Source organism: Treponema denticola, from assembly GCF_024181645.1.
GTDB classification, from domain to species: Bacteria; Spirochaetota; Spirochaetia; order Treponematales; family Treponemataceae; genus Treponema_B; species Treponema_B denticola_A.
On sequence record NZ_CP058624.1, the window covers coordinates 989366 to 1012890 of the forward strand.

The 23525-nt window shown below is 34.8% G+C and carries 28 protein-coding genes, 2 tRNA genes and 1 pseudogene; 28 read left to right on the forward strand and 3 right to left on the reverse strand.

Annotated features, from left to right (window positions below):
- Positions 1 to 25 precede the first annotated feature (25 nt).
- From HO345_RS04675 to HO345_RS04745, 15 genes and pseudogenes are all read left to right on the forward strand, one after another.
- The gene (locus HO345_RS04675) at positions 26 to 304 is read left to right on the forward strand and encodes a transposase (protein ID WP_253684264.1); all 279 of its coding nucleotides are present in this window, start codon (positions 26 to 28) and stop codon (positions 302 to 304) included.
- Between the two features lie 49 nt (positions 305 to 353).
- Positions 354 to 833 carry an integrase core domain-containing protein gene (locus HO345_RS04680; RefSeq protein WP_253684266.1) on the forward strand — a complete coding sequence of 160 codons (480 nt, stop codon included), beginning with the start codon at positions 354 to 356 and terminating at the stop codon, positions 831 to 833.
- 35 nt (positions 834 to 868) lie between these two features.
- On the forward strand, positions 869 to 1066 hold the full coding sequence (locus HO345_RS04685; RefSeq protein ID WP_253684268.1) for a YcxB family protein: 198 nt from the start codon (positions 869 to 871) through the stop codon (positions 1064 to 1066).
- Between the two features lie 96 nt (positions 1067 to 1162).
- Positions 1163 to 1408: a type II toxin-antitoxin system prevent-host-death family antitoxin gene (locus tag HO345_RS04690; protein WP_253684270.1), complete on the forward strand. Its 246-nt coding sequence runs from the start codon at positions 1163 to 1165 to the stop codon at positions 1406 to 1408.
- Complete coding sequence (locus tag HO345_RS04695) at positions 1408 to 1728, forward strand: type II toxin-antitoxin system RelE/ParE family toxin (RefSeq protein ID WP_253684272.1); 321 nt, start codon at positions 1408 to 1410, stop codon at positions 1726 to 1728. The genes HO345_RS04690 and HO345_RS04695 overlap by 1 nt, the downstream gene beginning before the upstream one ends.
- A gap of 72 nt (positions 1729 to 1800) precedes the next feature.
- Positions 1801 to 2508 carry a hypothetical protein gene (locus tag HO345_RS04700; protein ID WP_253684274.1) on the forward strand — a complete coding sequence of 236 codons (708 nt, stop codon included), beginning with the start codon at positions 1801 to 1803 and terminating at the stop codon, positions 2506 to 2508.
- Positions 2509 to 2609: 101 nt separating this feature from the next.
- Positions 2610 to 3249: pseudogene (locus HO345_RS04705) on the forward strand (transglycosylase domain-containing protein).
- 191 nt (positions 3250 to 3440) lie between these two features.
- Positions 3441 to 3899: an Rv1443c family protein gene (locus tag HO345_RS04710; RefSeq protein ID WP_253684278.1), complete on the forward strand. Its 459-nt coding sequence runs from the start codon at positions 3441 to 3443 to the stop codon at positions 3897 to 3899.
- 139 nt (positions 3900 to 4038) lie between these two features.
- Positions 4039 to 4680 (forward strand): GNAT family N-acetyltransferase, encoded by a 642-nt coding sequence (locus HO345_RS04715; RefSeq protein ID WP_253684280.1) that lies wholly within the window; start codon positions 4039 to 4041, stop codon positions 4678 to 4680.
- A 147-nt stretch (positions 4681 to 4827) separates the two neighbouring features.
- Positions 4828 to 5619, forward strand: coding sequence for a class I SAM-dependent methyltransferase (locus HO345_RS04720; protein ID WP_253684282.1), 792 nt, complete (start codon positions 4828 to 4830; stop codon positions 5617 to 5619).
- Between the two features lie 19 nt (positions 5620 to 5638).
- Positions 5639 to 6358, forward strand: a complete 720-nt coding sequence (locus tag HO345_RS04725; RefSeq protein WP_253684284.1) for an HAD family hydrolase — start codon at positions 5639 to 5641, stop codon at positions 6356 to 6358.
- A 34-nt stretch (positions 6359 to 6392) separates the two neighbouring features.
- Positions 6393 to 6998, forward strand: coding sequence for a histidine phosphatase family protein (locus HO345_RS04730; RefSeq protein ID WP_253684286.1), 606 nt, complete (start codon positions 6393 to 6395; stop codon positions 6996 to 6998).
- A 51-nt stretch (positions 6999 to 7049) separates the two neighbouring features.
- Positions 7050 to 8048, forward strand: coding sequence for a DUF2087 domain-containing protein (locus tag HO345_RS04735; protein ID WP_253684288.1), 999 nt, complete (start codon positions 7050 to 7052; stop codon positions 8046 to 8048).
- An 11-nt stretch (positions 8049 to 8059) separates the two neighbouring features.
- The gene (locus HO345_RS04740; protein WP_253684290.1) at positions 8060 to 8725 is read left to right on the forward strand and encodes an HD domain-containing protein; all 666 of its coding nucleotides are present in this window, start codon (positions 8060 to 8062) and stop codon (positions 8723 to 8725) included.
- Between the two features lie 132 nt (positions 8726 to 8857).
- A complete protein-coding gene (locus HO345_RS04745) occupies positions 8858 to 9379 on the forward strand; it encodes a hypothetical protein (RefSeq protein ID WP_366796660.1) in 522 nt (173 codons plus the stop codon).
- A gap of 122 nt (positions 9380 to 9501) precedes the next feature.
- On the opposite strand, the gene HO345_RS04750 is transcribed toward HO345_RS04745, so the two are convergent.
- Positions 9502 to 9575: transfer RNA gene (locus HO345_RS04750), tRNA-Val, on the reverse strand.
- Positions 9576 to 9699: 124 nt separating this feature from the next.
- Here HO345_RS04750 and HO345_RS04755 point away from each other — a divergent pair.
- From HO345_RS04755 to HO345_RS04810, 12 genes are all read left to right on the forward strand, one after another.
- The gene (locus tag HO345_RS04755) at positions 9700 to 10086 is read left to right on the forward strand and encodes a desulfoferrodoxin family protein (RefSeq protein WP_253684292.1); all 387 of its coding nucleotides are present in this window, start codon (positions 9700 to 9702) and stop codon (positions 10084 to 10086) included.
- 96 nt (positions 10087 to 10182) lie between these two features.
- Positions 10183 to 11202, forward strand: coding sequence for a UDP-glucose 4-epimerase GalE (gene galE, locus HO345_RS04760; RefSeq protein ID WP_253684293.1), 1020 nt, complete (start codon positions 10183 to 10185; stop codon positions 11200 to 11202).
- A gap of 136 nt (positions 11203 to 11338) precedes the next feature.
- Positions 11339 to 11650 carry a 50S ribosomal protein L21 gene (rplU, locus tag HO345_RS04765; protein ID WP_253684294.1) on the forward strand — a complete coding sequence of 104 codons (312 nt, stop codon included), beginning with the start codon at positions 11339 to 11341 and terminating at the stop codon, positions 11648 to 11650.
- A gap of 5 nt (positions 11651 to 11655) precedes the next feature.
- Positions 11656 to 12042 (forward strand): ribosomal-processing cysteine protease Prp, encoded by a 387-nt coding sequence (locus tag HO345_RS04770; protein WP_253684295.1) that lies wholly within the window; start codon positions 11656 to 11658, stop codon positions 12040 to 12042.
- A gap of 29 nt (positions 12043 to 12071) precedes the next feature.
- Complete coding sequence (rpmA, locus tag HO345_RS04775) at positions 12072 to 12323, forward strand: 50S ribosomal protein L27 (protein ID WP_002669471.1); 252 nt, start codon at positions 12072 to 12074, stop codon at positions 12321 to 12323.
- A gap of 77 nt (positions 12324 to 12400) precedes the next feature.
- Complete coding sequence (gene obgE, locus HO345_RS04780; RefSeq protein WP_253684296.1) at positions 12401 to 13549, forward strand: GTPase ObgE; 1149 nt, start codon at positions 12401 to 12403, stop codon at positions 13547 to 13549.
- The gene (locus tag HO345_RS04785) at positions 13546 to 14781 is read left to right on the forward strand and encodes a nicotinate-nucleotide adenylyltransferase (RefSeq protein ID WP_253684297.1); all 1236 of its coding nucleotides are present in this window, start codon (positions 13546 to 13548) and stop codon (positions 14779 to 14781) included. The genes obgE and HO345_RS04785 overlap by 4 nt, the downstream gene beginning before the upstream one ends.
- Positions 14778 to 16028, forward strand: a complete 1251-nt coding sequence (locus HO345_RS04790) for an LCP family protein (protein ID WP_253684298.1) — start codon at positions 14778 to 14780, stop codon at positions 16026 to 16028. Before HO345_RS04785 ends, HO345_RS04790 begins: the two co-directional genes overlap by 4 nt.
- Entirely contained in the window at positions 16028 to 16387 is a 360-nt protein-coding gene (gene rsfS / locus HO345_RS04795; protein WP_253684299.1) for a ribosome silencing factor, read from the forward strand. The genes HO345_RS04790 and rsfS overlap by 1 nt, the downstream gene beginning before the upstream one ends.
- Positions 16388 to 16411: 24 nt before the next feature.
- Positions 16412 to 16999 (forward strand): chromate transporter, encoded by a 588-nt coding sequence (locus HO345_RS04800; protein WP_010697494.1) that lies wholly within the window; start codon positions 16412 to 16414, stop codon positions 16997 to 16999.
- Positions 16999 to 17562: a chromate transporter gene (locus HO345_RS04805; protein WP_010697493.1), complete on the forward strand. Its 564-nt coding sequence runs from the start codon at positions 16999 to 17001 to the stop codon at positions 17560 to 17562. Before HO345_RS04800 ends, HO345_RS04805 begins: the two co-directional genes overlap by 1 nt.
- 47 nt (positions 17563 to 17609) lie before the next feature.
- Positions 17610 to 17683 (forward strand) — tRNA-Pro (locus tag HO345_RS04810).
- Between the two features lie 78 nt (positions 17684 to 17761).
- Here HO345_RS04810 and HO345_RS04815 read toward each other — a convergent pair.
- Both HO345_RS04815 and HO345_RS04820 read right to left on the reverse strand, forming a co-directional pair.
- Positions 17762 to 19186: a hypothetical protein gene (locus tag HO345_RS04815; RefSeq protein ID WP_253684300.1), complete on the reverse strand. Its 1425-nt coding sequence runs from the start codon at positions 19184 to 19186 to the stop codon at positions 17762 to 17764.
- A 12-nt stretch (positions 19187 to 19198) separates the two neighbouring features.
- Positions 19199 to 21352, reverse strand: coding sequence for a hypothetical protein (locus HO345_RS04820; protein ID WP_253684301.1), 2154 nt, complete (start codon positions 21350 to 21352; stop codon positions 19199 to 19201).
- A 149-nt stretch (positions 21353 to 21501) separates the two neighbouring features.
- Here HO345_RS04820 and HO345_RS04825 point away from each other — a divergent pair, with 149 nt between their 5' ends.
- Complete coding sequence (locus tag HO345_RS04825) at positions 21502 to 23427, forward strand: AMP-dependent synthetase/ligase (protein ID WP_301338713.1); 1926 nt, start codon at positions 21502 to 21504, stop codon at positions 23425 to 23427.
- Positions 23428 to 23525: the final 98 nt, after the last annotated feature.

Consider the following 23525-nt stretch of genomic DNA (forward strand, 5'->3'; position numbering starts at 1 on the left):
CCCGAAAAATAAAGAAAGGGGAGATATGGTCAAGTACAATAAAGAATTTAAGGAACAGGCACTGCTATTGTCAGATGAGATAGGAGTGAAAAAAGCAGCCGAACAGCTGGGACTCAGTTATTACACGATTACAGAGTGGAGGAAGGTGCGAAGCCGAAAGGCGAAGGAAGAGAGAATTGCATCGGATAAAACACCGTTTAACGAGAGAGAGCTTGCCATGCAGCGAGAAATACAGGAGCTGAAAAAAGCAAACGAAATACTTAAGGACGCTCTCGGTTTTTTCGTCGTAGACCGGAAGAAGTAAGTATGCAAGGGTTATTCAGCTACATTTTGGAAAATGCAAAAGAGAAAATGTGGTCAATTGTAAAGCTGTGCAGAACCCTAAAGGTAAACGAAACTGGCTTTTACAAGTGGAAACGGAACCGCACAAAGATGAAACACTGGCAACTTCTTCTGGTCGAAATACACAAGATTCTTTCACAAGAGCCGAAGAAGTCCTGATGGGCTCATACATCACAGTGATGCCGGCTCTCAATACACGAGTGAGGCGTACAAACTTGAGTTGGCTCGCCGACATGCAATGCATGAGCATGAGCGGTGTGGGAAAATGTTATGATAATGCGAGGATGGAATCCTTTTTTGCGACGCTCAAGAAGGAGAAGTTATACCGCATAGATACAACAAAATTGAAAAGGGAAGAAGTAAAGAAAATCGTCTGGAGGTTTATTGTGTACTACAACCGACGAAGGATTACAACAATGAATCCGAAAGGTTATCCTCCTGCGATTTATCGGGAGCTATTTGAAACAGGTTTATTAAAACCGGCAGCTTAAACTACATTTTAGGGAATTTAGGGTCTGCACTGTTATTGACTTTTTCAAGTCTTGGTACAATTTTTAGATATAACTTACAAGACTATATTGCAAACTCTGAATCAAAGAAATTTTATATTATCGAATTCTCAAATGGAAGGTATATTTTCTTAAAAAAAGAAACATTTAAAAATAAAGAAGATTATGATTCGATTATAAAAACAATAGAAGAAAATAAAACTTTAGAGATTTAATGAAGAAGAGGCTGAAATCAACTTTATACCTCTTGACAATTGAGTGTGATTTTAAAATAATTATTTAGTAAAATATTAAGAATATTAGAGGTGTGTATGATTACTATAAAACCTGTTTCGGATTTGCGTAATTATAATGAAGTTTTGCAGGATGTTGCTGATGAATCGCCGGTTTTTCTTACTAAAAATGGCAGGGGGTGTTATGCTGTGATTTCCATAAGAGATTACGAGAAATTGACGGCTACGCAAACTCTTTTTTCAGAATTGAAGAAAGGCGAAGAATCTGCTTTGCAAAATGGATGGCTGGACACAACTCAAGTCAGAAAAATGGCGGGACTTTGATGTTTGAGATAAAGATTGCTCCTCAAGCGGCAGCAGATTTACTTGAAATCAAAAATTATATAGAGAATGAACTTCAAAATCCGATAGCAGCACATAATACCATTTCAAAAATTATAGAAACTTATGAAAATTTGACAGTTTTTCCAAATGTAGGGATTCCTGTGGAAAAATATGTTTCATTTCCTACAGATTATAAGTTCGTGCTTGCAAATAATTATTCAATATTTTATAGAATTGAAGACAAAGTTATAAGAATCGTAAGGATTTTGTATTCAAGAAGAGATTTTGTTCGTATTTTATTTGACGAGAATAGCAAATAGCGTATAACAGGCAGTTCAAGACTGACAAAACCCGCTCTGTGAGATGTACTATTATATTTGAATGGAAAATTTATGAATAAAAGTGTAAGGGTATATATTTTTTTATTATTCAGTTTGTTTTCTCTAAATTCAAAATTATTTGCAACAGCACAGGCTTCTGACATATTACTTTTTGAAAATGAAATAAAAGAATTATTTACAAATCCATTGAATCAGTTGTTTTTACAAAAAGAAGAAGTAAGAAATAAATTTGATAAAATTTTTTCTAATTACAAAGCGTTGATTTCTACTGCTTGTTGGCGTGGATATATAGCAAAATTCGCGATAAAAAATGATTATTTATATGTTATTGATATTTATATAACGATTTATGTATTTCCTAAAGATAAATCTGAAGTATTTGATACGGAAAAAATTTCAATTTTTTCAGAACTATTTGAAACAGATATACCAGTTGTATGTGATTTTTTTACTGGGGTTCTTACTATACCTCAAGGTAATATGATAAATTATATTCATGGTGGGTATCTTTCAGAATTTGAGGAATACATTTTAATAAAAGTAAATAATGGAAAGATAATTGAACAAGGAAAATATAATTTAGAAAATTATAAAAATAAAAGACAACAAGCATTTGAAAGATTTTATGGTTCTGCAAAGTATAATGAATATTGGAATTCCATAAAAAATAATTTTGAGGATAACATTGAAGAAAACTATAAGAAAGAAATAATGAAAGATTGTGAAGATTTATATTTATATGATTTTTATGAATTTTGAGATTAGCGTCTAACATCTGCTTTAGCGCTGATAAGTGGATCAAGCTCATTTTTGGTTTAAAATAATGTATGTGTACAGTACAGGTAGGATCTGGAGAAAAAATGGAATTAGCACTAAGTAAAAAAAATATAAGATCTTTAGTTATAAAAATATTTCTTTCTTTACTTTTATTTATGCTATTCTGTTGTTTATTCTTATATATTTTTTTGAATATATATTAATAAGAAAGGCATAAAAATAAAGTATGAAAATATAAAGAATGAAACTACAGTTGAACTAACTGAAAAACAAATAGAAATTATGAGTTATATTTACACGAATAATAAAAATCCGAAATTTAAAAAACTTCCCTTAATTATGGATTTTGTTTCTTCAAAAAATAAAATGGCATATATAATGGCAACATTTTATTTTGCAAAGAATGATGAAGGAAATAAAAAAATTATAACAATGGATCGGAGAATTATAATTTTTGGAACTATGAGAAATATTGAAAAAAATATTGACTATAAAGATTGCTATAATCATGTGATTTCAAATGCCTATTTTGGAAATGGAATAATAGGGCTTGCTGATGCATCAAAATGTTATTTTGATAAAGATTATAATTGTTTAAGTAATGAAGAATTTATAAAATTAATACTAGCTACAATAAATCCAATTAAGTATAATATAGAAATTGGAAATAAAAGACTTATAGAAGAAAAAGTTAATGAAATTTCTAAGCGTATAAATGAATAACATATACTACCGTTTTCAAAGCCGACAAATGGAGTTATGTCCAATTGCAGATTAAGCGGCTGTTATGCTCACAGCCAATTGACCGATTCAGAAAATGTGTAAGTGATTTTGTTGCTTGTAAATAAATGGTACCAAATATAACTATCCGCATTTTTTATAGATGAGATTGTATACTTTTAATAGGAGAAATAATGAAAACAAAAGAAGTGTATGTAAAAAGTACTTTTCCGTCAGATATTGATTCTGTATTTAAACTATTAACCGATGTAAAAACTTTGCAATATATTGCGTCTCCATATGCTTCATTTAAAATAATTGGAGAAGACAAGGAAATTGTTTGGAAAGAAGGACAAACATTTTCTTTTTTGTTTAAAATGTTTTGCTTTATTCCTTATGGAACTCATACAATTAAGGTAATTAATTTTAATAAAGACGAAATTTATACAAACGAAAGCAATACACATGTACCTATATGGAATCATAGAATTAAATTGATTGATAACGGAAATGGAACAACGGATTATAGTGATGAAGTTGAAATTGGAGCCGGTTGGAAAACATTTATTGTTTGGCTTTGGGCTAATTGCTTTTATAAACATCGTCAAAGAAAATGGTTGAAACTTATAAAAATTCGAAAGGTAGTAAAGTAATAATGTTCTGTAATTTTTGTAAAGAGCTCAAGCTTATACACACCAATTTTTAGTTAATGCAAAGACATATAGTAACGGGTATAGCCTTGGTGTTGATGATATAGCAATTAATGAATATATAATATTTGGAGATAAATAAGTGGAATCAAATTATGTAATCCGTATGGAAGAGATTCAAGATTATACTGTTGTTGAAAATTTAACTAGAGATTCTTTCTGGAATGTGTACAGACCCGGCTGTATGGAACATTATATCCTGCACTGTTACAGAGATAATCCCGATTTTATTTCGGAGCTTTCATTGGTTATAGAGATAAACGAAAAAATCATCGGGCATGTGATGTATTCAAAAGCAAAGCTGACGCTTGACAATGGTGAAAAAGTTTCTGCATGGACTTTTGGACCGATAAGCATACATCCGAATTACAGGCAGAAGGGATACGGCTTGAAGTTGTTAAAATATTCGCTTGAAAAAGCTAGAACAATGGGAATTGGTTTTGTTTGTATTGAAGGTAATATTGAGTTTTATCGTCATGCGGGGTTTGATCTTGCGAGCAAATTTCATATTCACTATTATTGTGAGCCGAAAGATGCCGAAGTACCGTATTTTCTTGTGCTGGAACTTATTCCCGGATACTTTAAAATGCATGGAATTGTAGAAGCAACTTATTGTCCTCCGAAAGGATATTTTGCGGCTGATGAAAATCCCTGCGATTTTGAAGCGTATGAATCGATTTTCCCTTATAAAGAAAAGTTGATTTTACCTGGTCAGTTACAGTAAACTATATACAACTTATATGGAAGCGGTTATTTCGATACTTTTATTGCTGAAATACAAATTGAATAGTAAAACAGGTGTGTAAAATTCAAGAGAAGTAGGGCAATTTAAAGGCTGTAAGATAAAATTAAACATTGGGAGAAACTAATTATGAGTAAAAGAATAGAAATACTAAGGTCGTTTTATGATGATATCGATGAGAACAGCAGGCTAAACAGAAGCCGTCAGGGACAGTTGGAGTATATCACTACAATGAGCTATATTCATCGGTATGCAAAAACCGGAGCGAAGATATTAGAGATTGGTGCCGGTACGGGTAGATACTCCATTGCCTTGGCAAAAGAAGGATATAATGTCACAGCTGTTGAATTAGTAGAGACCAATCTTGAAGTGCTGAAAAACAACAGCGTCGGCATTGAAAATATTATTTCTTATCAGGGAGATGCATTAAATCTTGATAGATTTGAAGGTAATCAATTTGATATTACATTGTTGTTCGGCCCTATGTATCATTTATATGATAAAAAAGAAGTTCATAAAGCCTTAGATGAAGCAATTCGAGTTACCAAAATAGGCGGAATAATTTTAACAGCTTTTCTTTCAGTATATGCCATTATGAATAATAATTACCTGAAAGAAACTCTTGCAGCAGGTATCGAGATGAACTTTGATGATAATTATAAAGTGAAACATTTTGAAGATCAGTTATTTACAGGTTATGATATCGTGGAATTTGAAGAGCTTTTTGAATCACACAATACAAAATATTTAACTACGGCAGCTGTAGATAATATTTTAGAAACGGCAGAAAGAAGAACTGATTTTAAAATGTCGGATGCAGACTTTGAGTTATTTGTTAAATATCACTTAGCAACATGTGAAAAGCGAGAGCTGCTCGGTTCTTCAAGTCATTTATTATATATATGCAAAAAAGAAAACTAAATTAATTTAGGTGTTAAATATGAAGCAATATACATCTTATCTTTTTGATATGGGTTCTACCTTATTGGAATTCCATAATCCAAAATGGAATGAAAGTGAAATACTTAAAACCGGCCATAAACGCATGACTAGTCATATCTCTGGTATCTATGGACAGTCTATTGCCGATAAAATAGACAAAGAAGTTATTTTACCTTGGTATGACTATGTTGAAAAAGAGCGTAAAATTAAAAGACTGGAATACCGTATTTGTGAAGCCTTGTTTTTAAAATTTGGAGAGTTGGGTATACATATTTCTTATAATGAAATTATTGAGATATTGAAAAAAGATTATCTTGATTTTTATAATTATGCTCATCCGAATGAAGGAGTGATTGATTGCCTTAAATTTTTAAAAGAAAAGAAGTGTAAAATCGGTGTTGTCTCAAATATTATGTATCCTAAAGAAATATATCTTGAAATTTTTAAGAAAGAAGGGCTTGATTTATTTATTGATAATTATACTTTCAGTTATGAAAATACCTATATGAAGCCTCATTCTTCTATTTTTTTACGAGCTCTTATGTCTCTAAATGCAAAAATTTCAGAAACGCTTATGGTTGGCGATAATGAAAAAGTAGATATTATAGGTGCAAAAGCTGTAGGATTAAAAACCTGTTTATATGACAAAGATAAAAAATATAAACAGCACCAAGCCGACTTTTATATTAATAATTTTATGGAAATTATTGACTTATAAAATATTTATAGGAAGCCGTTGGAGGTAATTTGTTATGGATTATAAGTTCATATTTTTAAGACACGGAAGGTCATTAGCAGATGATGAAGGAAAACATGAAGGTCTATATGATTCTCCTTTAACTGAAATCGGAATAAGGCAGGCTAAAAATATCGTCGAAATATTGAAAAGTTATGATTTTGATTTGATTATATCTTCTCCATTAAAACGCGCCTTGCAGACTGCCGAAATTATTTCAAAAACATTGAATATCGAAATTGAAGTAAATGACTTATTCAAGGAACGCGATAATGGTATTCTTGCCGGTTTAACATTTGAAGAAGCCGAAATAAAATACCCTGAACCTAAAAATCAAAGTATTTATAGAAACTTTCCTTGCGAAAGCGGTGAAAATGAAATTCAGCTTAATTCCAGAGCCTTATTGTGTATAAATGCTATATTAAAGAAAAAACCCGGAAAATACTTAATTGTTGCTCATGGGAAAATTCTCAATGCGATAATCAAACAAATCTTAAAAATGCCTATAGGAAATCTTAATAATTCTGCCGTTTTCAGATTAAAAGATACCGGATATATTGAAATGGATTATTATATTAAAAAAAACTTATGGGTACTCAATAAAATGGAAAATCGGATATAAAATATTGGAGTGTAATAATGAAGACAAATATGCATCGGAGGTAAATACTCAATGGATTCACAAATTATAATCGCTGCAAGATTAGAATCAATGGGGAAATATCAAGAAGCTTTGGATGCTTATGAAAAAATTATCATTGAAAAATTGAACGATACAGATGCCTTGTATTTAAGAAGATCTATTGCTGCTTGTAAATATTATTTAAAAGATTATACAAATGCTGAAAAACTATTTATTAAAATCTTGGAAGAAGATAAAATAAGTGCTGATGAAAGAGAAGATGTTGAAGACTGTTTATACTTATGCTGTTTGTATGGAAATAAAATAAAAAAGGCAGAAAAATACTTTATGAATAAATTAAAATTATCTGAAAATAATTATGAAGAAAATTTGTGGAATTACTGGTATTTAGGGCAAATAAATTATTTAAAAAAAGATTATCCAAAGGCAGAATTTATGTATATGAATGCATTAGAAGCTGCAAAAAAAGCTAATAATGTAAAAATAAAATTCTTTTTAGCGCATTTACTCTGTATTGAAATTATTTTAAAAAAATATAATAAAGCATGGGAAAATATCGAAAAGAACAGTAATTATGAAGATAAGTCGTCGGGGTTGTATAAAATAGTGCTTGGTATATTGAAAAAATGTACTTATCCTAGTGATAATAATTGGAAAAAAATATATGATGAAGGGATGAAAGAAGCTAAAAGTGAAAAATTTGAAGAAAATATCGAACTGGGAAAATTATTGTTGAAGATAAGCGATAGTGTTTTAAAAGAACAAATTTCACAATTTCTTGATGAGGAAGGCCGTATTGTCAGGTGGCCCAAGAAAACTTCTGATAAAATAAATGTCTTAAAATATTTGCAAGGAAAATTCGAGTCTGATAAAAAATATTCTGAAATTGAAGTAAATGCAGTCTTAAAAACTTGGCACACATTTAATGACCATGCTCTATTAAGACGTGAGCTTTTTGATAAATTTTTATTGGAACGTACACCGGATTGTAAAGAATATTGGGTTAATACCGATAAAATTATAATTTAAAAGATATTATTATGACTGGTGAAGAAAAATTTAAAGTAAAAATCATTCAAGATGCGGAAAAATATGTAGAAAAAATATTTAAAGAAGATTTTAGCGGTCATGATTTTTTTCATACAATGAGAGTGTTCCATGCGGCAACTTACATTGCAGAAAAAGAAAATGCCGATATTTTTATTGTTCAATTGGCTGCCTTATTACATGATGTAGATGACCGCAAACTTTCGCCGCACACAACTGCAAATAAAGATAGAGCTGTTTCATTCATGAAATCTAAAAAAATAAGCGATGCTCTATGTAAAGCTATTGTTTCTATTATTGCAGAAATTTCGTACATCGGTAAAGATTCGAATAAACCGTCTTCAATTGAAGGGATGTGTGTCCAAGATGCAGATAGATTAGATGCTTTAGGTGCGATAGGGATAGCAAGGGCTTTTGCTTATGGCGGAAGCCGTAATAGACCAATTTATGATCCGTCGATCAGGCCCCGTATGGGTATGGGAAAAGAGGAGTATCAAAATCATGTATCGACTACAATTAACCATTTTTATGAAAAGCTATTTTATCTTAAAGATTTGATGAATACCGATACGGCAAAAAAAATTGCAGAAAAAAGAGAATCGTATATGAAAGACTTTATTTTGGAATTTTTAAATGAATGGGATTTAAAAGATATGTGAGCCTTAGTAAAAATGGTTATGTTAAAATTATAGTTTAAAAGGCTTGATTAAAAGTTAATATAAAGGAGTTCAAACAAATTGATATTTTTAATTATTTTTTTAAGTGTTGATTTTTTTCTTTCTCTGTTTTTAATGATTAGGGGTGTCAAAAAATATATGATTTCACTTGATACCTGTTTTTTAAATATGGGATTAATAACAACGATTCTATTCATTGAGATATTGACAGGCATAAATTCATATTATTTGGATTTTGTTTTTATACCTATTATTGTTTGGGTTTTCGGTGCGTTTTTTTTGATTTATCTTGTAGTGTGTGAGCATAAAACCTATTCAAATGTACAAGAAATTATTGCGCATCTTAGTTCGACAGGAAGGCACGAAGGTTTTTGTGATGCTTTGTTGGAAGGCTTTATCAAATTTGGGACAAGTATGCCTCCACGAGATTTTTACGGCTCCGATACATATTTATATCAACAAGGTTTTTTGGAATTTTCCAATTTGGATTTAACGGGAGAATCACAAGACTTAATCAAATTACAAAAAATTGTTCGGAAAGCACGCATTATACCAAGAATATTGATTTCTCTTTTTATAGCCTTTGCTCTGCAAATAGTTCCGGTAATAGTCGGGAGCGCAATAAAGAATAGTTAATAAAGTTTATAATGAATTTGTACGACATTTTATGCGACAGTCCATCAAAAAGAGAAAAGAAAGTGAAGTTTTTAAGGGGATTGAAAACCTGTAAGTCTATATTCAGTATAGACTTACAAAACTGGGCAATACTGGAATCGAACCAGTGACCCCAAGCGTGTCATGCTTGTACTCTAACCAACTGAGCTAATTGCCCTTAAATTCTTTAAAGATAGTCAGATAATATCGTATTTTTGACTTTACGTCAAGCCCTTTTTTTGTTATATTATGTGTATTGCAGATTTTATTCTGTAAATTCATAAATTTTAGGAGTATAACTAATGAACAAAGAAATAAGCTTTTTTTTATGTAAAGAGAAAAAAGGAACTATTATCGGCCTTGACTGCTGTCCTGATGCTGAGGTTTCATGCTGCGGGGAAAAACTTTCAGCCGTTAAAATCGGAAGTGTTGATGCTGCAAAAGAAAAGCACGTGCCTGTAATCGAAGTAAACGGAAACACCGTAAAGGTCAAAGTAGGCTCCGTTGCCCATCCTATGACCGAGGAGCATCATATAGCTTGGGTGTGCCTCAAGACGGAAAAAGGTGTCCAATTTAAGGAGTTACCTGTTACAGGTGCTCCGGAAGTTGAATTCTCCTTAACTTCAGATGACAAGGTCATTGAAGCTTACGAATTCTGTAATCTTCACGGCGTTTGGTCAGGCAAATAAGGTTTAAGTTTTTGTCGGCCTTCTAAAAGTAAAGATTTATTTTTAGGAGGCCTTATTTGTGTTGGAGTGTGTAAGTTTAATTTTTAGGGGTTAATTTTGATTAAAAGAGTATTGGTTACAGGAGGAGCCGGATTTATAGGCTCCCACATCGTTGCAGACTTATGCGAAAAAGGCTATGAGCCTATTATTTTGGATAATTTTTCCAATTCTTCACCTAAAATAATTCCCGTATTGGAAAAAATATGCTCTAAAAAATTGGAGCTTGTACAAATAGATATAAAGGACAAAGAAAAGCTCTTTAACTTTTTTAAGAGTGCCTCTATTGATGCGGTAATTCACCTTGCCGCATATAAGGCCGTAGGGGAGTCCGTAGAAAGGCCCCTAAAATACTACGAAAACAATATTTCCGGGCTTGTCAATCTTTTGCTTGCCATGCAGGAATACAAGGTAAAAAACTTTATTTTCAGTTCTTCGGCCACAGTCTACGGAGATGCAAAGGTTGTCCCCATTCCTGAAAATTCTCCTATTTCTGCTGCAAATCCTTATGGAAGAACCAAGCTTATGTCCGAAGAAATTTTAAAGGATACTGCCTTTTCGGATAAGGATTTAAGCATAATTGCCTTGCGTTATTTTAATCCCATAGGAGCTCATAAAAGTGCCGATATAGGGGAACTTCCTTCCGGTATTCCCAATAACCTTTTTCCATATATCGCTCAAGTAGCCTTAGGGAAACTGCCTCATCTAAACGTCTTCGGAAACAACTATGATACCCCTGACGGCACCTGTATCCGCGACTATATCCACATTTTGGATCTTGCATCGGGACATACTGCCGCCCTGGAAAAAATAGCCTCAGGTTTTAAGGGCTTTGATGTATATAACCTCGGAACAGGAATAGGCTATTCGGTTTTAGACATAGTAAACGCCTTTAAAAAAGCCTCCGGTATCGATCTTCCCGTTAAACCGGCTGCACGCCGTGCAGGAGATGTTCCGCGTTCCTGTGCAAATCCCGACAAGGCCAACAAAGAGCTTAACTGGAAGGCAAAATACAACCTTGAAGAAATGTGCAAAGACGGCTGGGCTTGGTATAAAAAACACCCCGAAGGCTTTGTGTAAATTCACCGCTATAATTATTTATCAAGCCTATTGACATTTTATGCGGTTTTTTGCTATACTTCGTCCCTAGTGTTTAAATTTGTCCGGTATAAACCCGTTAATATGCCGGCAAAAGATTTTTTTATGAGGTATAAAGATGTACGCACTTATTGAGTATAAAGGCAAACAGTATAAGGCTGAAAAAGGAGCAAAGCTCGTAGTTGATAAGCTTTCTGAAGAAAGCGGAAGCAAAATCGACATCGACACCGTTCTTTTGATCAGCGATGGAGATAAGGTTACTGTAGGAACTCCCTACGTAAGCGGAGCTAAGGTTTCTGCAACCGTAGGCGATTCTTTCCGAGAAAGAAAGATTATTGTTTACAAGCATAAGGCTAAAAAGAACTACCACAGAACCCAAGGACATAGACAGGCTCATACCTGTATTACTGTTGACAATATTGTCGGATAAGACAAGTGGTAAAAATTCGGCTTCTTTCAAATGCTGAAAACTGTTTTTCGGCCTTTGAGTCGTCAGGCCACGCCAGTGGCAGTCATGCAGGCGGCAGCCACGCTGATTTTGGTGATAATGACGGCAAGCCGGAAAAAGGCGGCAATATAGTTTGTGCCGCCGTTACCATTTTGCTTAAAACGGCCGTTTTAAGCTTAAGCTCGGCTCAAAAAGAGAGTTCAAGCTTAAAGGCCGAGATACGGGCTGATAATCCGGGATATCTTTCGGCAAAGATAACAGCTTTTTCGGAGGAAGATAAGCCCAGATTGCAGTATTTACTGGAATTTTTAACAATAGGTTTAATGGCCATTGAGGCCGAATATCCCGATTGTTTGGATTTACAGATAGAGTAAGATTTTGATAATTTTTTTGGAGGATTATTATGGCACGTAAAAAGGGCGGCAGCGGTGCAAAAAACGGAAGAGATTCCAATCCTAAATATTTGGGTGTTAAAGTTTACGGCGGAACAGAGGTATCGGCCGGTTCAATTTTGGTTCGCCAGAGAGGTACTTCAATCCATCCGGGTAACAATGTAGGCTGCGGAAAAGACTATACATTATTTGCAAAAGCTGACGGTGTAGTTACCTACCATGAAAGAAAGGGTAGAAAACTCGCATCTATCGAAGCAAAGTAATTTGGCTTCGAGCTTAAAATGTATAAATCTGAAAGCCGGTTTTTGCCGGCTTTTTTTGTAGGAAAAAAGATTAATTTATGGTAAAATTTGCAGATGAATCTAAAATAAGAGTTTCCTCGGGAAAGGGCGGCAACGGATGCATTGCCTTTAGGCGGGAAAAGTATGTTCCCATGGGAGGCCCCTCAGGAGGGGACGGCGGCCGAGGCGGAGACCTTATCTTTGAAATACGCCGCAACATGAGAACTCTGGTTCATTTGAGACATAAAAGAGTGTACAAGGCAAAAAACGGCGGAGGAGGGGAAGGCTCTCAACGTTTCGGTAAAAAAGGCGATGACTGCATAATACCTCTTCCTCCCGGTTGTGTTATAAAGGACCCTGACACGGGAAAAACTATTTTGGATTTTGGAGATGCTGAAGAAGGCCGCTTTGTTTTTCTCAAAGGCGGAAACGGCGGTTGGGGAAATTGTCATTTTAAGACCTCCACAAATCAGGCTCCTAAAACTGCCCTTCCCGGACAAGAAGGGGAGACAAGAGAAATAATCGTCGAGCTTAACATAATAGCCGATATAGGCTTGGTAGGTTTTCCCAATGCGGGAAAATCTTCTCTTCTCGACTATTTTACAAATGCAAGGCCTAAAATCGCTCCCTATCCCTTTACCACTAAAATTCCGAACCTCGGAGTTTTGCGTGTAGACGAAGAAAGAGATGTCATCATTGCCGACATACCGGGAATCCTTGAGGGTGCTTCCGAGGGTATAGGACTCGGCATAAGATTTTTAAAGCACATAGCCCGTTCTGCAGGTCTCGCCTTTTTAATAGACCTTTCAGACGATAACTATTTAAGGGCATACGATATTCTTTGTAAAGAACTGGAAAGCTATTCAAAAGAATTGGCTCAAAAGAAAAAAATTATAATTGCCACAAAATTGGATTTACCAGATACAAAAGAAAGATTTACTGAGCTTAAAAATGCAATCCCCGATCAGGAAATTTTAGGTATTTCGCTTTACAATGAATGGGGCTTGGAAGAGGTAAAAAAAGCCTTTATCCGCTTGGCCGATGAAATGCAAAAAACAAAACCGCAAAAAGAAAGTCTTGACCCATACAGCCAAAATAAAAATTTTATGACGGCAGATCTTGACGATGTTTCTTACGAAGAAAAAAACGATGACGAACACTTCGGGGCAACGGTCAGCTTAAGCCGTAAAAGGAAACCTAAAAAATGAGGCTGGCAATCTTAGGCGGTTCTTTTAATCCCATACATCTGGGGCACTTGCATTTAGCTTTTCACTCTTATAAAGAATTAGCCTATGATAAGATTGCTATTGTTCCGGCCTATATCTCTCCTTTTAAAATTTTTTGTAAGGATACGGAAGTTGAAGACAGACTCAAGATGATAGGCCTTGCTATTGCAGATAAGCCCTACATGTACTGCGAACTCTACGAGATTGAAAAGCAGGGCGTTTCTTATACGATAGATACGATAAATTATCTTTATCAACAATTTCCCGATATCGAAGGAAAAATAGGCTTAATTATCGGGGACGATTTAAAAGAGAATTTTTCCCGCTGGAAAGATGCGGAAGAAATTATAAAGAAGACCGACATAATTATCGGAAAAAGAACAGGCCTTAAAGGCTCTTTTGATTTCTTAAATACCAAATCGGCAAAGGCTTCCGTCAAAGAGCTTAAAAACGAAATCTTAAATATTTCGTCAACCCAAATCAGAGATGCGGTTTTACAAAATAAAGATTTTTCTTCCCTTGTTCCCAAGGGTGTTTACGATTATATTATAGAGCACGGGCTTTATAAAGAAAACGGTATTCAGGTTTCGGAGATTAAAAGCGGTATTTCGGATTTAATGAATACCTCCGATATTGAATTAAAAACTCAAGAAATAGATCGTTTTGCAAAAAGCGTTTTAACCGAATCCCGCTATGCTCATTCCGTGCGTGTTGCGGAATATGCCCGTCATCTTGCAAAAGAGTATAAAGAAGAAGGCGTATCGCCTGCTCTTGCATATTTTACAGGCCTTGCTCATGATATATGTAAAAAATGTTCCAATGAGGAGCTGGTAAAACTTGTAGAAGCTGACGGGCTTGGAATTGACAATGTCGAAAATACCCGCTTAAATCTTTTACACGGAAGGGCAGCTGCAATAGTTTTACAAAAAAAATTCGGCATCAATGATGAGTCTGTTTTAAAAGCTGCGGCCTTTCACACCTTCGGCTATGAAGGAATAGATGCCTTGGGAAAAATTATTTACATAGCCGATAAGATAGAACCGGGCCGTCCCGATACCGAAAACTTTAGGAATATGGTAAAATCTTCTTCTCTTAATGAGTTGATGATTGCGGTCTTGGATTGGAACCTTGCCTATATCGAAAAAAAAGGAGCAAGTGTTCATCCTGAAACAAAAAAAATGTATGAGCAAATACAAAAGGAGCTTAAAAAATGAAAATAAAACTTATGGATACCGGAAAAAATATTCTATTCCTCTTAGTAATTCTTATCGTTTTAATTACCTCCTTTGTTTTGGTTCTTATAAAAATGCAAAGAGATACCGTTCAAGATTATCTTTCCTCCGATAAGATTTTAAAAGTTCTTTTGGTAGTTGAAGACAAGGGTGTTCCGATTTCGATAAGTATACTGGCCTACTATCCTGAAACGAAAAGAGCTGCTATGTTCGATGTACCGTCGAATATAGGTTTGATTATTCAATCCTTAGGCCGCACTGATGCCATAGGAGCCGTTTACACCGAAAAAGGTATATCGAGTTTTAAGGCCGAAATAGAAAAACTTGCAGGTATTTCCGTGCCCTTTTATCTTACATGCAATCTTGAGAACTTCTCTATGCTGACCGACATGCTCGGAGGCCTTTCCGTATTTATTCCTTCTCCTGTGGACATAGAGAATGATAATACGCATATTCTTTTGCCGTCCGGTTCCGTTTCTCTTGACGGAGATAAGATAAGGGATTTTCTTGTTTATGAGGATGAATTGGATGCCGAAGGGGAAGCTGCTGCAAGAAAACAAAAGGCTGTTCTGGCTCTTTTTAGGGCTATAAGCGATAATTCTCCTGAGATTTTTTCTAAGGAAAGGTTTGCGGTTTTAAGCGGTAATTTTAAATCGAATATTGCCGGTTCCGATTTAAAAAATTTGCTTGAATCCATAAGCAAGATGGATTCCGAACGTTTGGTTCCGCAGAGGCTTACAGGAGCTGTCCGAATTATCGAAGATAAACGCCTTTTAACTCCGTTCCGGGAAGGGCAGCAGATAAAAGAAATTATCCGCCAGACAATTGCAGTATTGGCTTCCGATGATTCTTCCGCCCTTGAGCGGGTCTATGCCTTAGAAATCTTAAACGGAACAAATGTGCAAGGTCTTGCAAAGAGCACCTCCGAACTTTATCAAAGCTTTGCTTATGATGTTGTCAGTATAGGCAACTCCGAAAATCCTGTGGCTGAAACGGTTTTGATAGATAGAATCGGGAACCCTTCAGTAGCCGGTATTGTTGCAAAGGTTATAAGATGTAAAAATATTCAAACTACACAGCTTCCGGCCGAAGGAGAATACGGAAGTGAAACCAATGTTGACTTTACCTTGATTTTGGGTTCGGATTTTAACGGCTTTTTTGTCGTCGAGAAAAAAGAGGACAAAAAAGATAGCGATAAAAAAGATAATGATGATAAGGATAAAAACTAATGATAGAAAATTTTGACTTTTATACTCCGGCCTTGGAGCTTGGAAAATTATTGCGCGATTTTAAGGGTGAAAATGTTGTTGTCTTGGACTTGCGGGATAAAAACATTTGGACGGATTTTTTTGTAGTTTGTACCGTAACAAGCTCTGCTCATTCAGGCGGTTTGGAAAAAAGAGTGTATGAATTTTTACCTGAGCACAATCTGGAAGAATACCATACCAAGCGTAAATCTCCTGACGGTGATGAGTGGAGGCTTATAGACTTGGGCGGTATTGTTGTGCATCTTATGAGCGAAACTGCCCGTAATTTTTACAGCCTTGAAAAAATTTGGTTTGATTCAAAAAATATTCTTGAAGACTAATCTTTCCGATAAGAAGATTTAAAAATGAACAAAGCAAATTGTTTGAAAACATATATCTCTCTTTTTGCAAGTTTTTTTAAGATAGGGCTTGTAACATTTGGCGGGGGGCTTGCCATGCTGCCCATCTTAAAAAGAGATTTAGTCGATTCTAAGGGCTGGCTTACCGAGGATGAGATTTTAGATTATTTTGCAATAGGGCAGAGTACACCCGGTGTTATAGCGGTAAATGTTGCCACCTTTGTCGGATATAAAAGGGGTGGCTTGATAGGCTCTATTTTTTCTACATCGGGAATTGTTTTTCCTTCCCTTATAATCATTAGCCTCATAGCCGCCTTTGTTTCAAATTTTAACGAATTAGTCTGGGTTCAAAAAGCCTTAAAGGGAATAAATGTTGCAGTTTCCGTGTTATTGGTAAAAGCGGTTTTTTCGTTTGGGAAAAAAACGGTTTTCGATCTTTGTACATTTTTAATAGCAGCCCTTTCATTTGTTCTTATCTTTGTTTTTAAAGTGCAGGGGGTATGGATAGTAATCGGCTCGGCCTTTTCAGGCTGGCTTTTTCAAACCATCAAATCAAGACGGCTTTTAAAAGAAAATAATGGAGAAGAATTCTGATGAGCTTGATTGGTTTGTTTTTTTTGTTTATGTACATAGGGCTTTGTACTATAGGCGGAGGTCTTGTTGCTATTACCCTCATGCAGCAAGAACTGATTCCCCGCGGGCTAATAAGTTCCGAAGATTTTTTTGCGATGGTTGCTATTTCGGAATCTACACCGGGACCGATGGGGATTAATATGGCAACCTATATCGGCTATGAACTTTACGGTGTTTTAGGAAGTATAGTTTTAACTACCGGCATTGTTCTTCCGTCACTGGTAGTTATAGTTTTGATAGCCCGCTTTGCTTCATCATTTCAAGAAAAACCCTTGGTAAAAAAAAGTTTTTACGGCTTAAGGGCCGGTGCTGTAGGCATGATTACGGTAGCCTGTTGGCAGGTAATAAATATTTCCATTTTAAACCTTTCGGCTTTTAGAGCAAGCGGTAAAATAACGGACATTGTACATATAAAACAGTTCGTATTCTTTTGGTTCTTATTTTTTGTAAGTATTTTCTTTAAAAAGCTTCATCCTATAGTTTTGGTTGCAGCCGGAGCAATATTCGGTGTTCTGTTTTTATAAAAACCTATTGACATTTTTTGTATTTTGCTATATTATAGCTGTCGTTACGGGCAATAGCGCAGTTGGTTAGCGTACAAGTCTGGGGGACTTGGGGTCCCCGGTTCAAATCCGGGTTGCCCGATAAAAACTTCGTTTTTAAAAAACGAAGTTTTTTTTTGCCCATAAAAAAGGGGAGTCTTTTAAGACCGCCCCTTATATTTTAGTATCCGAATACGAGTTTTAGTGTTGCTTCGGCTCCGGTTCCTTTAAAACTTCCTGTAAATGAAGGAGATGCTGCCGAAACTGCTGTTTCAAGTCTAAATACTCTTGTTTCCAAGAAAAGCCCTGCCGTATTTTTCCATACCCTGTCTTCATAACTCATTCCGATGTAGGCTCCCAGAACTTTTAAAAATCGGCTTTCCAATTTTACTCCGGCATCTACATAAAAGGGCTTATAACAATGACAACCTAAACTTGGTGTGATAATCAAATAATTGTTAAGAAAAGGCCTTATATCCGAGCTTACTGCAAGTTTTAATGGCCTGAATATCTTTTTTGTAGGTAAATCATAGGCTGAAGTCTCAGTAAAAGATCCGCTGGGTGGCTTTATTTGAGATGCTTGATCAGGCGTTAAAAAGTTGTTCATATATTGAATTAGAGATTCCATTCTAAAATCGCCTTCATATATTTTTGAAAGTCCCTTATTTAGTCTGGCCGGAAAAATAGGAATATTTATAACATTAAAATTTAGATTAGCAAGTTCATTAAAAGTATAAGTACCGTGAAAATTAAAATCGACACCGCCCCTTGATAAAATATCTCCTATATCGAATTTTGAATTGGGGTTTCCAAATATGGGAAGATGAGAATACATATTTAGTTTTAGCTTACCTCTTGCAACTATACTTCCTGTTACAGGATTATTGATAAACTCATAATCCCCCATATCCGATTCCATATAGAGTATTGGTATAAAATAAGAAGTGCTTACTCTAAATTTAAATGAATTAAATTTCATACCATAGAAAATACCCGTATCTGCAAAGCCTTGAGATGTTTCCGTTATTTTTCCGCTAAAACTGTTTGAAGAAAGGTTTCCCTTTGCTGCAAAATCGATTAAATTTTTAGGAATATTTGAAAAAGCGTAACCTCCTGCTTTTATAAAAAAACCGAATTCGGCTTTTGACTTTATATAAATATCCAAGTATATATTTGCGGCAGCACCTCCGCAGAAACTTAATCCGGCCTTAGGCAACGTTTTTGACATATCAGATAAGTCAATTTCAAGAGTGTTTTTAAATAAATCGGTAATTTTAAAATAAGAATTTGATACTCCAACTTTAATATCAATACCGAATGCAAAGGCTTGTCTGCCGTTTTCTAAAAAAGAGTTTTTAGGAGGTGTTGCAGCTTTTGCTTCTTCATCTTCGTTTATGGTATCAGCTTCGGATATTTCAGGCTCAGTTTTTTCAGTTTCATTTTGATATATTTCTTCATCTTCAGCTGCAGGAGAAAAATAATCTATTCCATTTCTGTTTCTAATTTCGTTCAGCATATCTTCGGTTTGTTCATTGATACCATCTTCAGAATGGGCATTTACAAAAATAAGTGAAATTATAGTTAATATAAAAATATATTTTTTCATTTGTCTTTCCTCCTAAAATTCATAAGTTATATCCATATTTGTTACAGTATAAGCCGAAAAATTTATGGTGCCGTCTTTGATTAGCTTTTGATTTGAGCCGTTTTTTAAACGAAACTCTATCTTTATTGGAAAAAGTTCCTTTTGTATTTTTTCTATTTCTTTTTTAGATATTTTTATTTTGACCTCATTTATTCCGGACTTTAATTCTATTGTTTTTTTAAATTGAGGAATACCGTTTTCTTTCCAATCAGGATTGTAAATTTCAGCTGTAAGATTGATTCCTAGTTTATTGTTATAGTTTATTACAAGTTCTATATCTTTTATTTTATTGATAATATCATTATTGCTGTTATTTGCTTCTTTCCTTGAAAGTATATCAGGAAGAGACAAAACTTCTTTTGTTATATCACCGGTTGTTTTTGCGTCAGCTTGAATGTCAAGAACAATGTCGGTGTTAAATTCGGCTTTGTTGCTATTCTCTGCTTCTATTTTATCCAATGCATCTTTTGTAACGATGATTTTTTTCAAATCGGCTTTCGCAGTAAATTGGATTTCTTTTGCTTTATTTTCAAAAATATCTTTGATAGGAATATTGTCATTGGAAAAACTTGCTTTTTTAAGAAGGTCTTCATATGAAGAAGCTGCCAAAAAATCGGGTCTTGTGTCAACAAACGCAACTTCTTGTGCCGTATCTTGATTAATTATATTGATATCGGTCATACTTGTGCTTGTTTCAGGCTTATATTTAAGTTTTACATTTGTTTGGATTTCAGGCTTATATTCCTTTTTGATAAGATCCGAGTTAAGATAAATATAAACTGCCGCCGGTTTTGGTGCAAGTTTACTTAAAATATCATTGTTTTGAAAAATATCCAAAGTCATAGGACTGGCAGGGAAATTATTTTCTATGGAATTGTTAGGGGCTTTAGGTTTTATACAAGCCTTATTCCAGTCAAAATTTACGCTTATCTTTCCTCTTAAGGAATATTCTGTATTATTTGTTATATTTTTTAATGTTAAAGTTTTTGGATTTGCCGAACTATCATATCCTGAAAGACCGAGCTTTGCCGTAAAGTTTAATCCGCTCAATTCGGTGAGATTTAATCGATAATTACTTTTTTCAAGCATTTTATGTTTTTCGGTATTATTTTCACCTTTAGTTTTAAAAGTGTGAGTGTCATTACCTATGGTTGAATCAATATTAATAGTTATATCATTTCCTTTTGGTAAATTATTTGTAAGCTCAATATTTGCAGAAATGGTTTTAAATTCTATCCAGTCTACAAGCTCTTTTAAATCTTGATTTATAGCTTGACTGACTGTGTAATCAACATCTAAAGTTTTTTCGATCTTAATTTCTTTAAATTCTTTAATATCGCTTGTAATATTTAGAGTCAGGGCTCCGCTTCCTGCATAGTTTGCCGGTATTGATCCTGTTATTTTTATACTTCCTTCAATAGCGATAGAATCGCTCGGTGTTAATGTTAGATCGCTTAAATCCAGTTCTCCTTTCACATTTGAATCGGTTTTGTTTTTAAAATTTTTAAAAACAATATTATTCTTTTTTGCTTTTATCGCGCTATAATCAATGTGTATTGTATTCGGTAAACCATTAGCTCCCGATATTGAAATATTCAGAGTGCCTGCTGCAATTTTCGCAGATATAAAATTCCCTCCGCTTGCATTTATTGGGGTAAAATTTTCAATAGGCAGTTCTAATGTAGTATCGCCTCCGGTATGGTTAGCCTGAATTCCTGTCCCGCTTAATACATGGCTTTTTTCAATTTTAATTTCAGGAATTTTAATCTTTTGCTCATCAATAGTTTGATTCGTTTTATTTTCTGTGAAAGTTTTAATTTTAGTTATATGGTCGGTCATATCAATTGGTTTTGCATCTACAGGATAATGTATCAGATAGTGCAAAGTATTATCCGCACCGCCGTATTCATAGACTTTAACATTATCAAGACCTGTTCCCATAGTCTTGATTTTGTCTTCTACGGATTTTTTATCGATAAAATCCTCGACCTTTACTTCCTTACTTCCCAGATTAACCTTTACTTGAGGGGAGGCCTTTATCTTAACTTTTTTTACAAACCCTTGCTTACATGATGTTAAAATAAGCAGGGTTAAAATACTTAAAAAAATAATTTTCTTCTGTTTCATAACCGTTTCTCCCCATTGTGATTATATTAAGATAATATCAATTTTCTCTATATAAATCAAGCAGATATGAACATATTTATTTACATAAAGTATTGACATTTTTTCTTTATATATTGATATATTCTTATATTTATGATAGCATTTACGGTATGAGAACTCTAGACAAATCACTACCGTTATTATTAAAACGGATTTCGGAAAAATATCCCAACATAAGAGCCCAAATGTTTAAGGGCGAAGATAAGGAATTTAAGAGTCTTTCTTATAAAGAGCTGTATGAAATTTCTCTTGATTTTGCAGCAGGCTTGCTTTCTATAGGTGCAAAACCAAAAGACCATATAGGTCTTATAGCCGACAACCGCAAAGAATGGCTTCATGCAAGTTTCGGTATTATGAATATCGGGGCTGCCGATGTTCCGCGAGGCTGTGATGCTACCGAGCAGGAAATTACCCACATCCTTTCTTTTTCGGAATGTAAATTTGCCGTTTTAGAAAATGAAGCTCAAATTCGAAAGGTCCTTGTCCATATGGCAGAAATCCCTCTGCTGGAGTCTATAATCAGTATTGATAATGTAGATTTTAAAAAGCTTGAAGAAGAATTTAATCTAAAAGAAAGAAAAATCGAATTCCATACCTATGCCGATATTATCGACTTGGGTAAATCGGCTAGGATTGAAGGTAAATTTAAACCTGAAGAATATGCTGAAAATGTAGATACCGATGATTTGGCTTCGATAATCTTTACATCCGGTACTACTGGCAATCCTAAGGGTGTTACGATGAGCCATAGAAACTTTATGACTCAGCTTCTTGAGCTTCCCGATAGGATTATCCTTAAACCCGGCCAAAAGGCTATTTCTGTTCTTCCCGTATGGCATTCATTTGAAAGGGCTTGCGAGTACGTTATAATCATTTCAGGCGGTACTATCGCTTATTCAAAGCCGATAGGAAGCATTCTTTTAGCAGATATGCTCAAGATAAATCCGACGCTTTTCCCATCTGTTCCTCGAATTTGGGAGGCTGTTTATGACGGTATTTTTAAGGTGATGAAAAAAAGAGGCCGTCCTCTTTATTACCTTTTCTTGTTCTTTGTTGATGTGGGAATAAAGACAATGCGTCTAAAACGCAGGGTTACGGGACAGTGCCCGCATTTTCAAAAAAGAAGTAAGTTTATATACCCAATCTTGGCCATACTCCCTCTTTTGTGTATAGCTCCTATGTATTATATCGGTGATTTGCTTATTTACCGCACAATCCGCAAGAAATTCGGTAAATGTTTTAAAGCCGGTGTTTCAGGCGGAGGAGCTTTGCCTCCCAATGTTGACGAATTTTTCTGGGCAGTTCGTATAAATGTAATGGAAGGCTATGGTATTACCGAAACGGCACCTGTTATTTCGGTGCGTCCGATGCCGAGACCTGTGTTCGGAACACTGGGTAAGCCGCTTGCATGTTTTGAGTCAAAAATCATCGATAAAAACGGAAACGAATTGCCTCATAACCGAAAAGGCTTGCTTCTTGTTAAAGGCGATGCCGTAACAAAGGGCTATTACAAGGAACCTGAAAGAACTGCGGAAGTTATCGATAAGGACGGTTGGTTTGATACGGGCGATCTTGCAATAAAGACAATCGACGGCGAGCTAATTCTTAAGGGCCGCAGGAAAAATACAATAGTTTTAAGGGGCGGTGAAAACATCGAGCCTGTTCCGATCGAGGTAAAATTGCAAGAGTCTCCCCTAATTTCAATAGCGGTTGTCTTGGGTCAGGACCAAAGGTCTTTGGGAGCTTTGATAGTTGTTCATAAAGAAAACCTCCAAGCATGGGCTGCAAATAACGGTTTACGGAATGTTCCTGTTTCTGAGCTTGTACACGACTCTAATGTACAAAAAATGTATGAGGCTGAAGTTGCGGAGCTGGTTAACTCCAAAACCGGTTTTAAACTCTTTGAAAGGATAAACAAGATTGTTCTGCTTCCTGAAGAGTTTCAAGCAGGAAGGGAACTGTCTGCAAAGGGCGAGATGATGCGTCATAAGATAAATCAGCTTTACCGAAAAGAAATATATGAGCTCTTTAAATAAGCCGTTAAAAAACTGTATAAAGTTTTAGTAAAAAAACCTTATAAGATGATTTTCTTATAAGGGCTTTTTTATGTTTAGAAACCAATTATGCAAAAAAA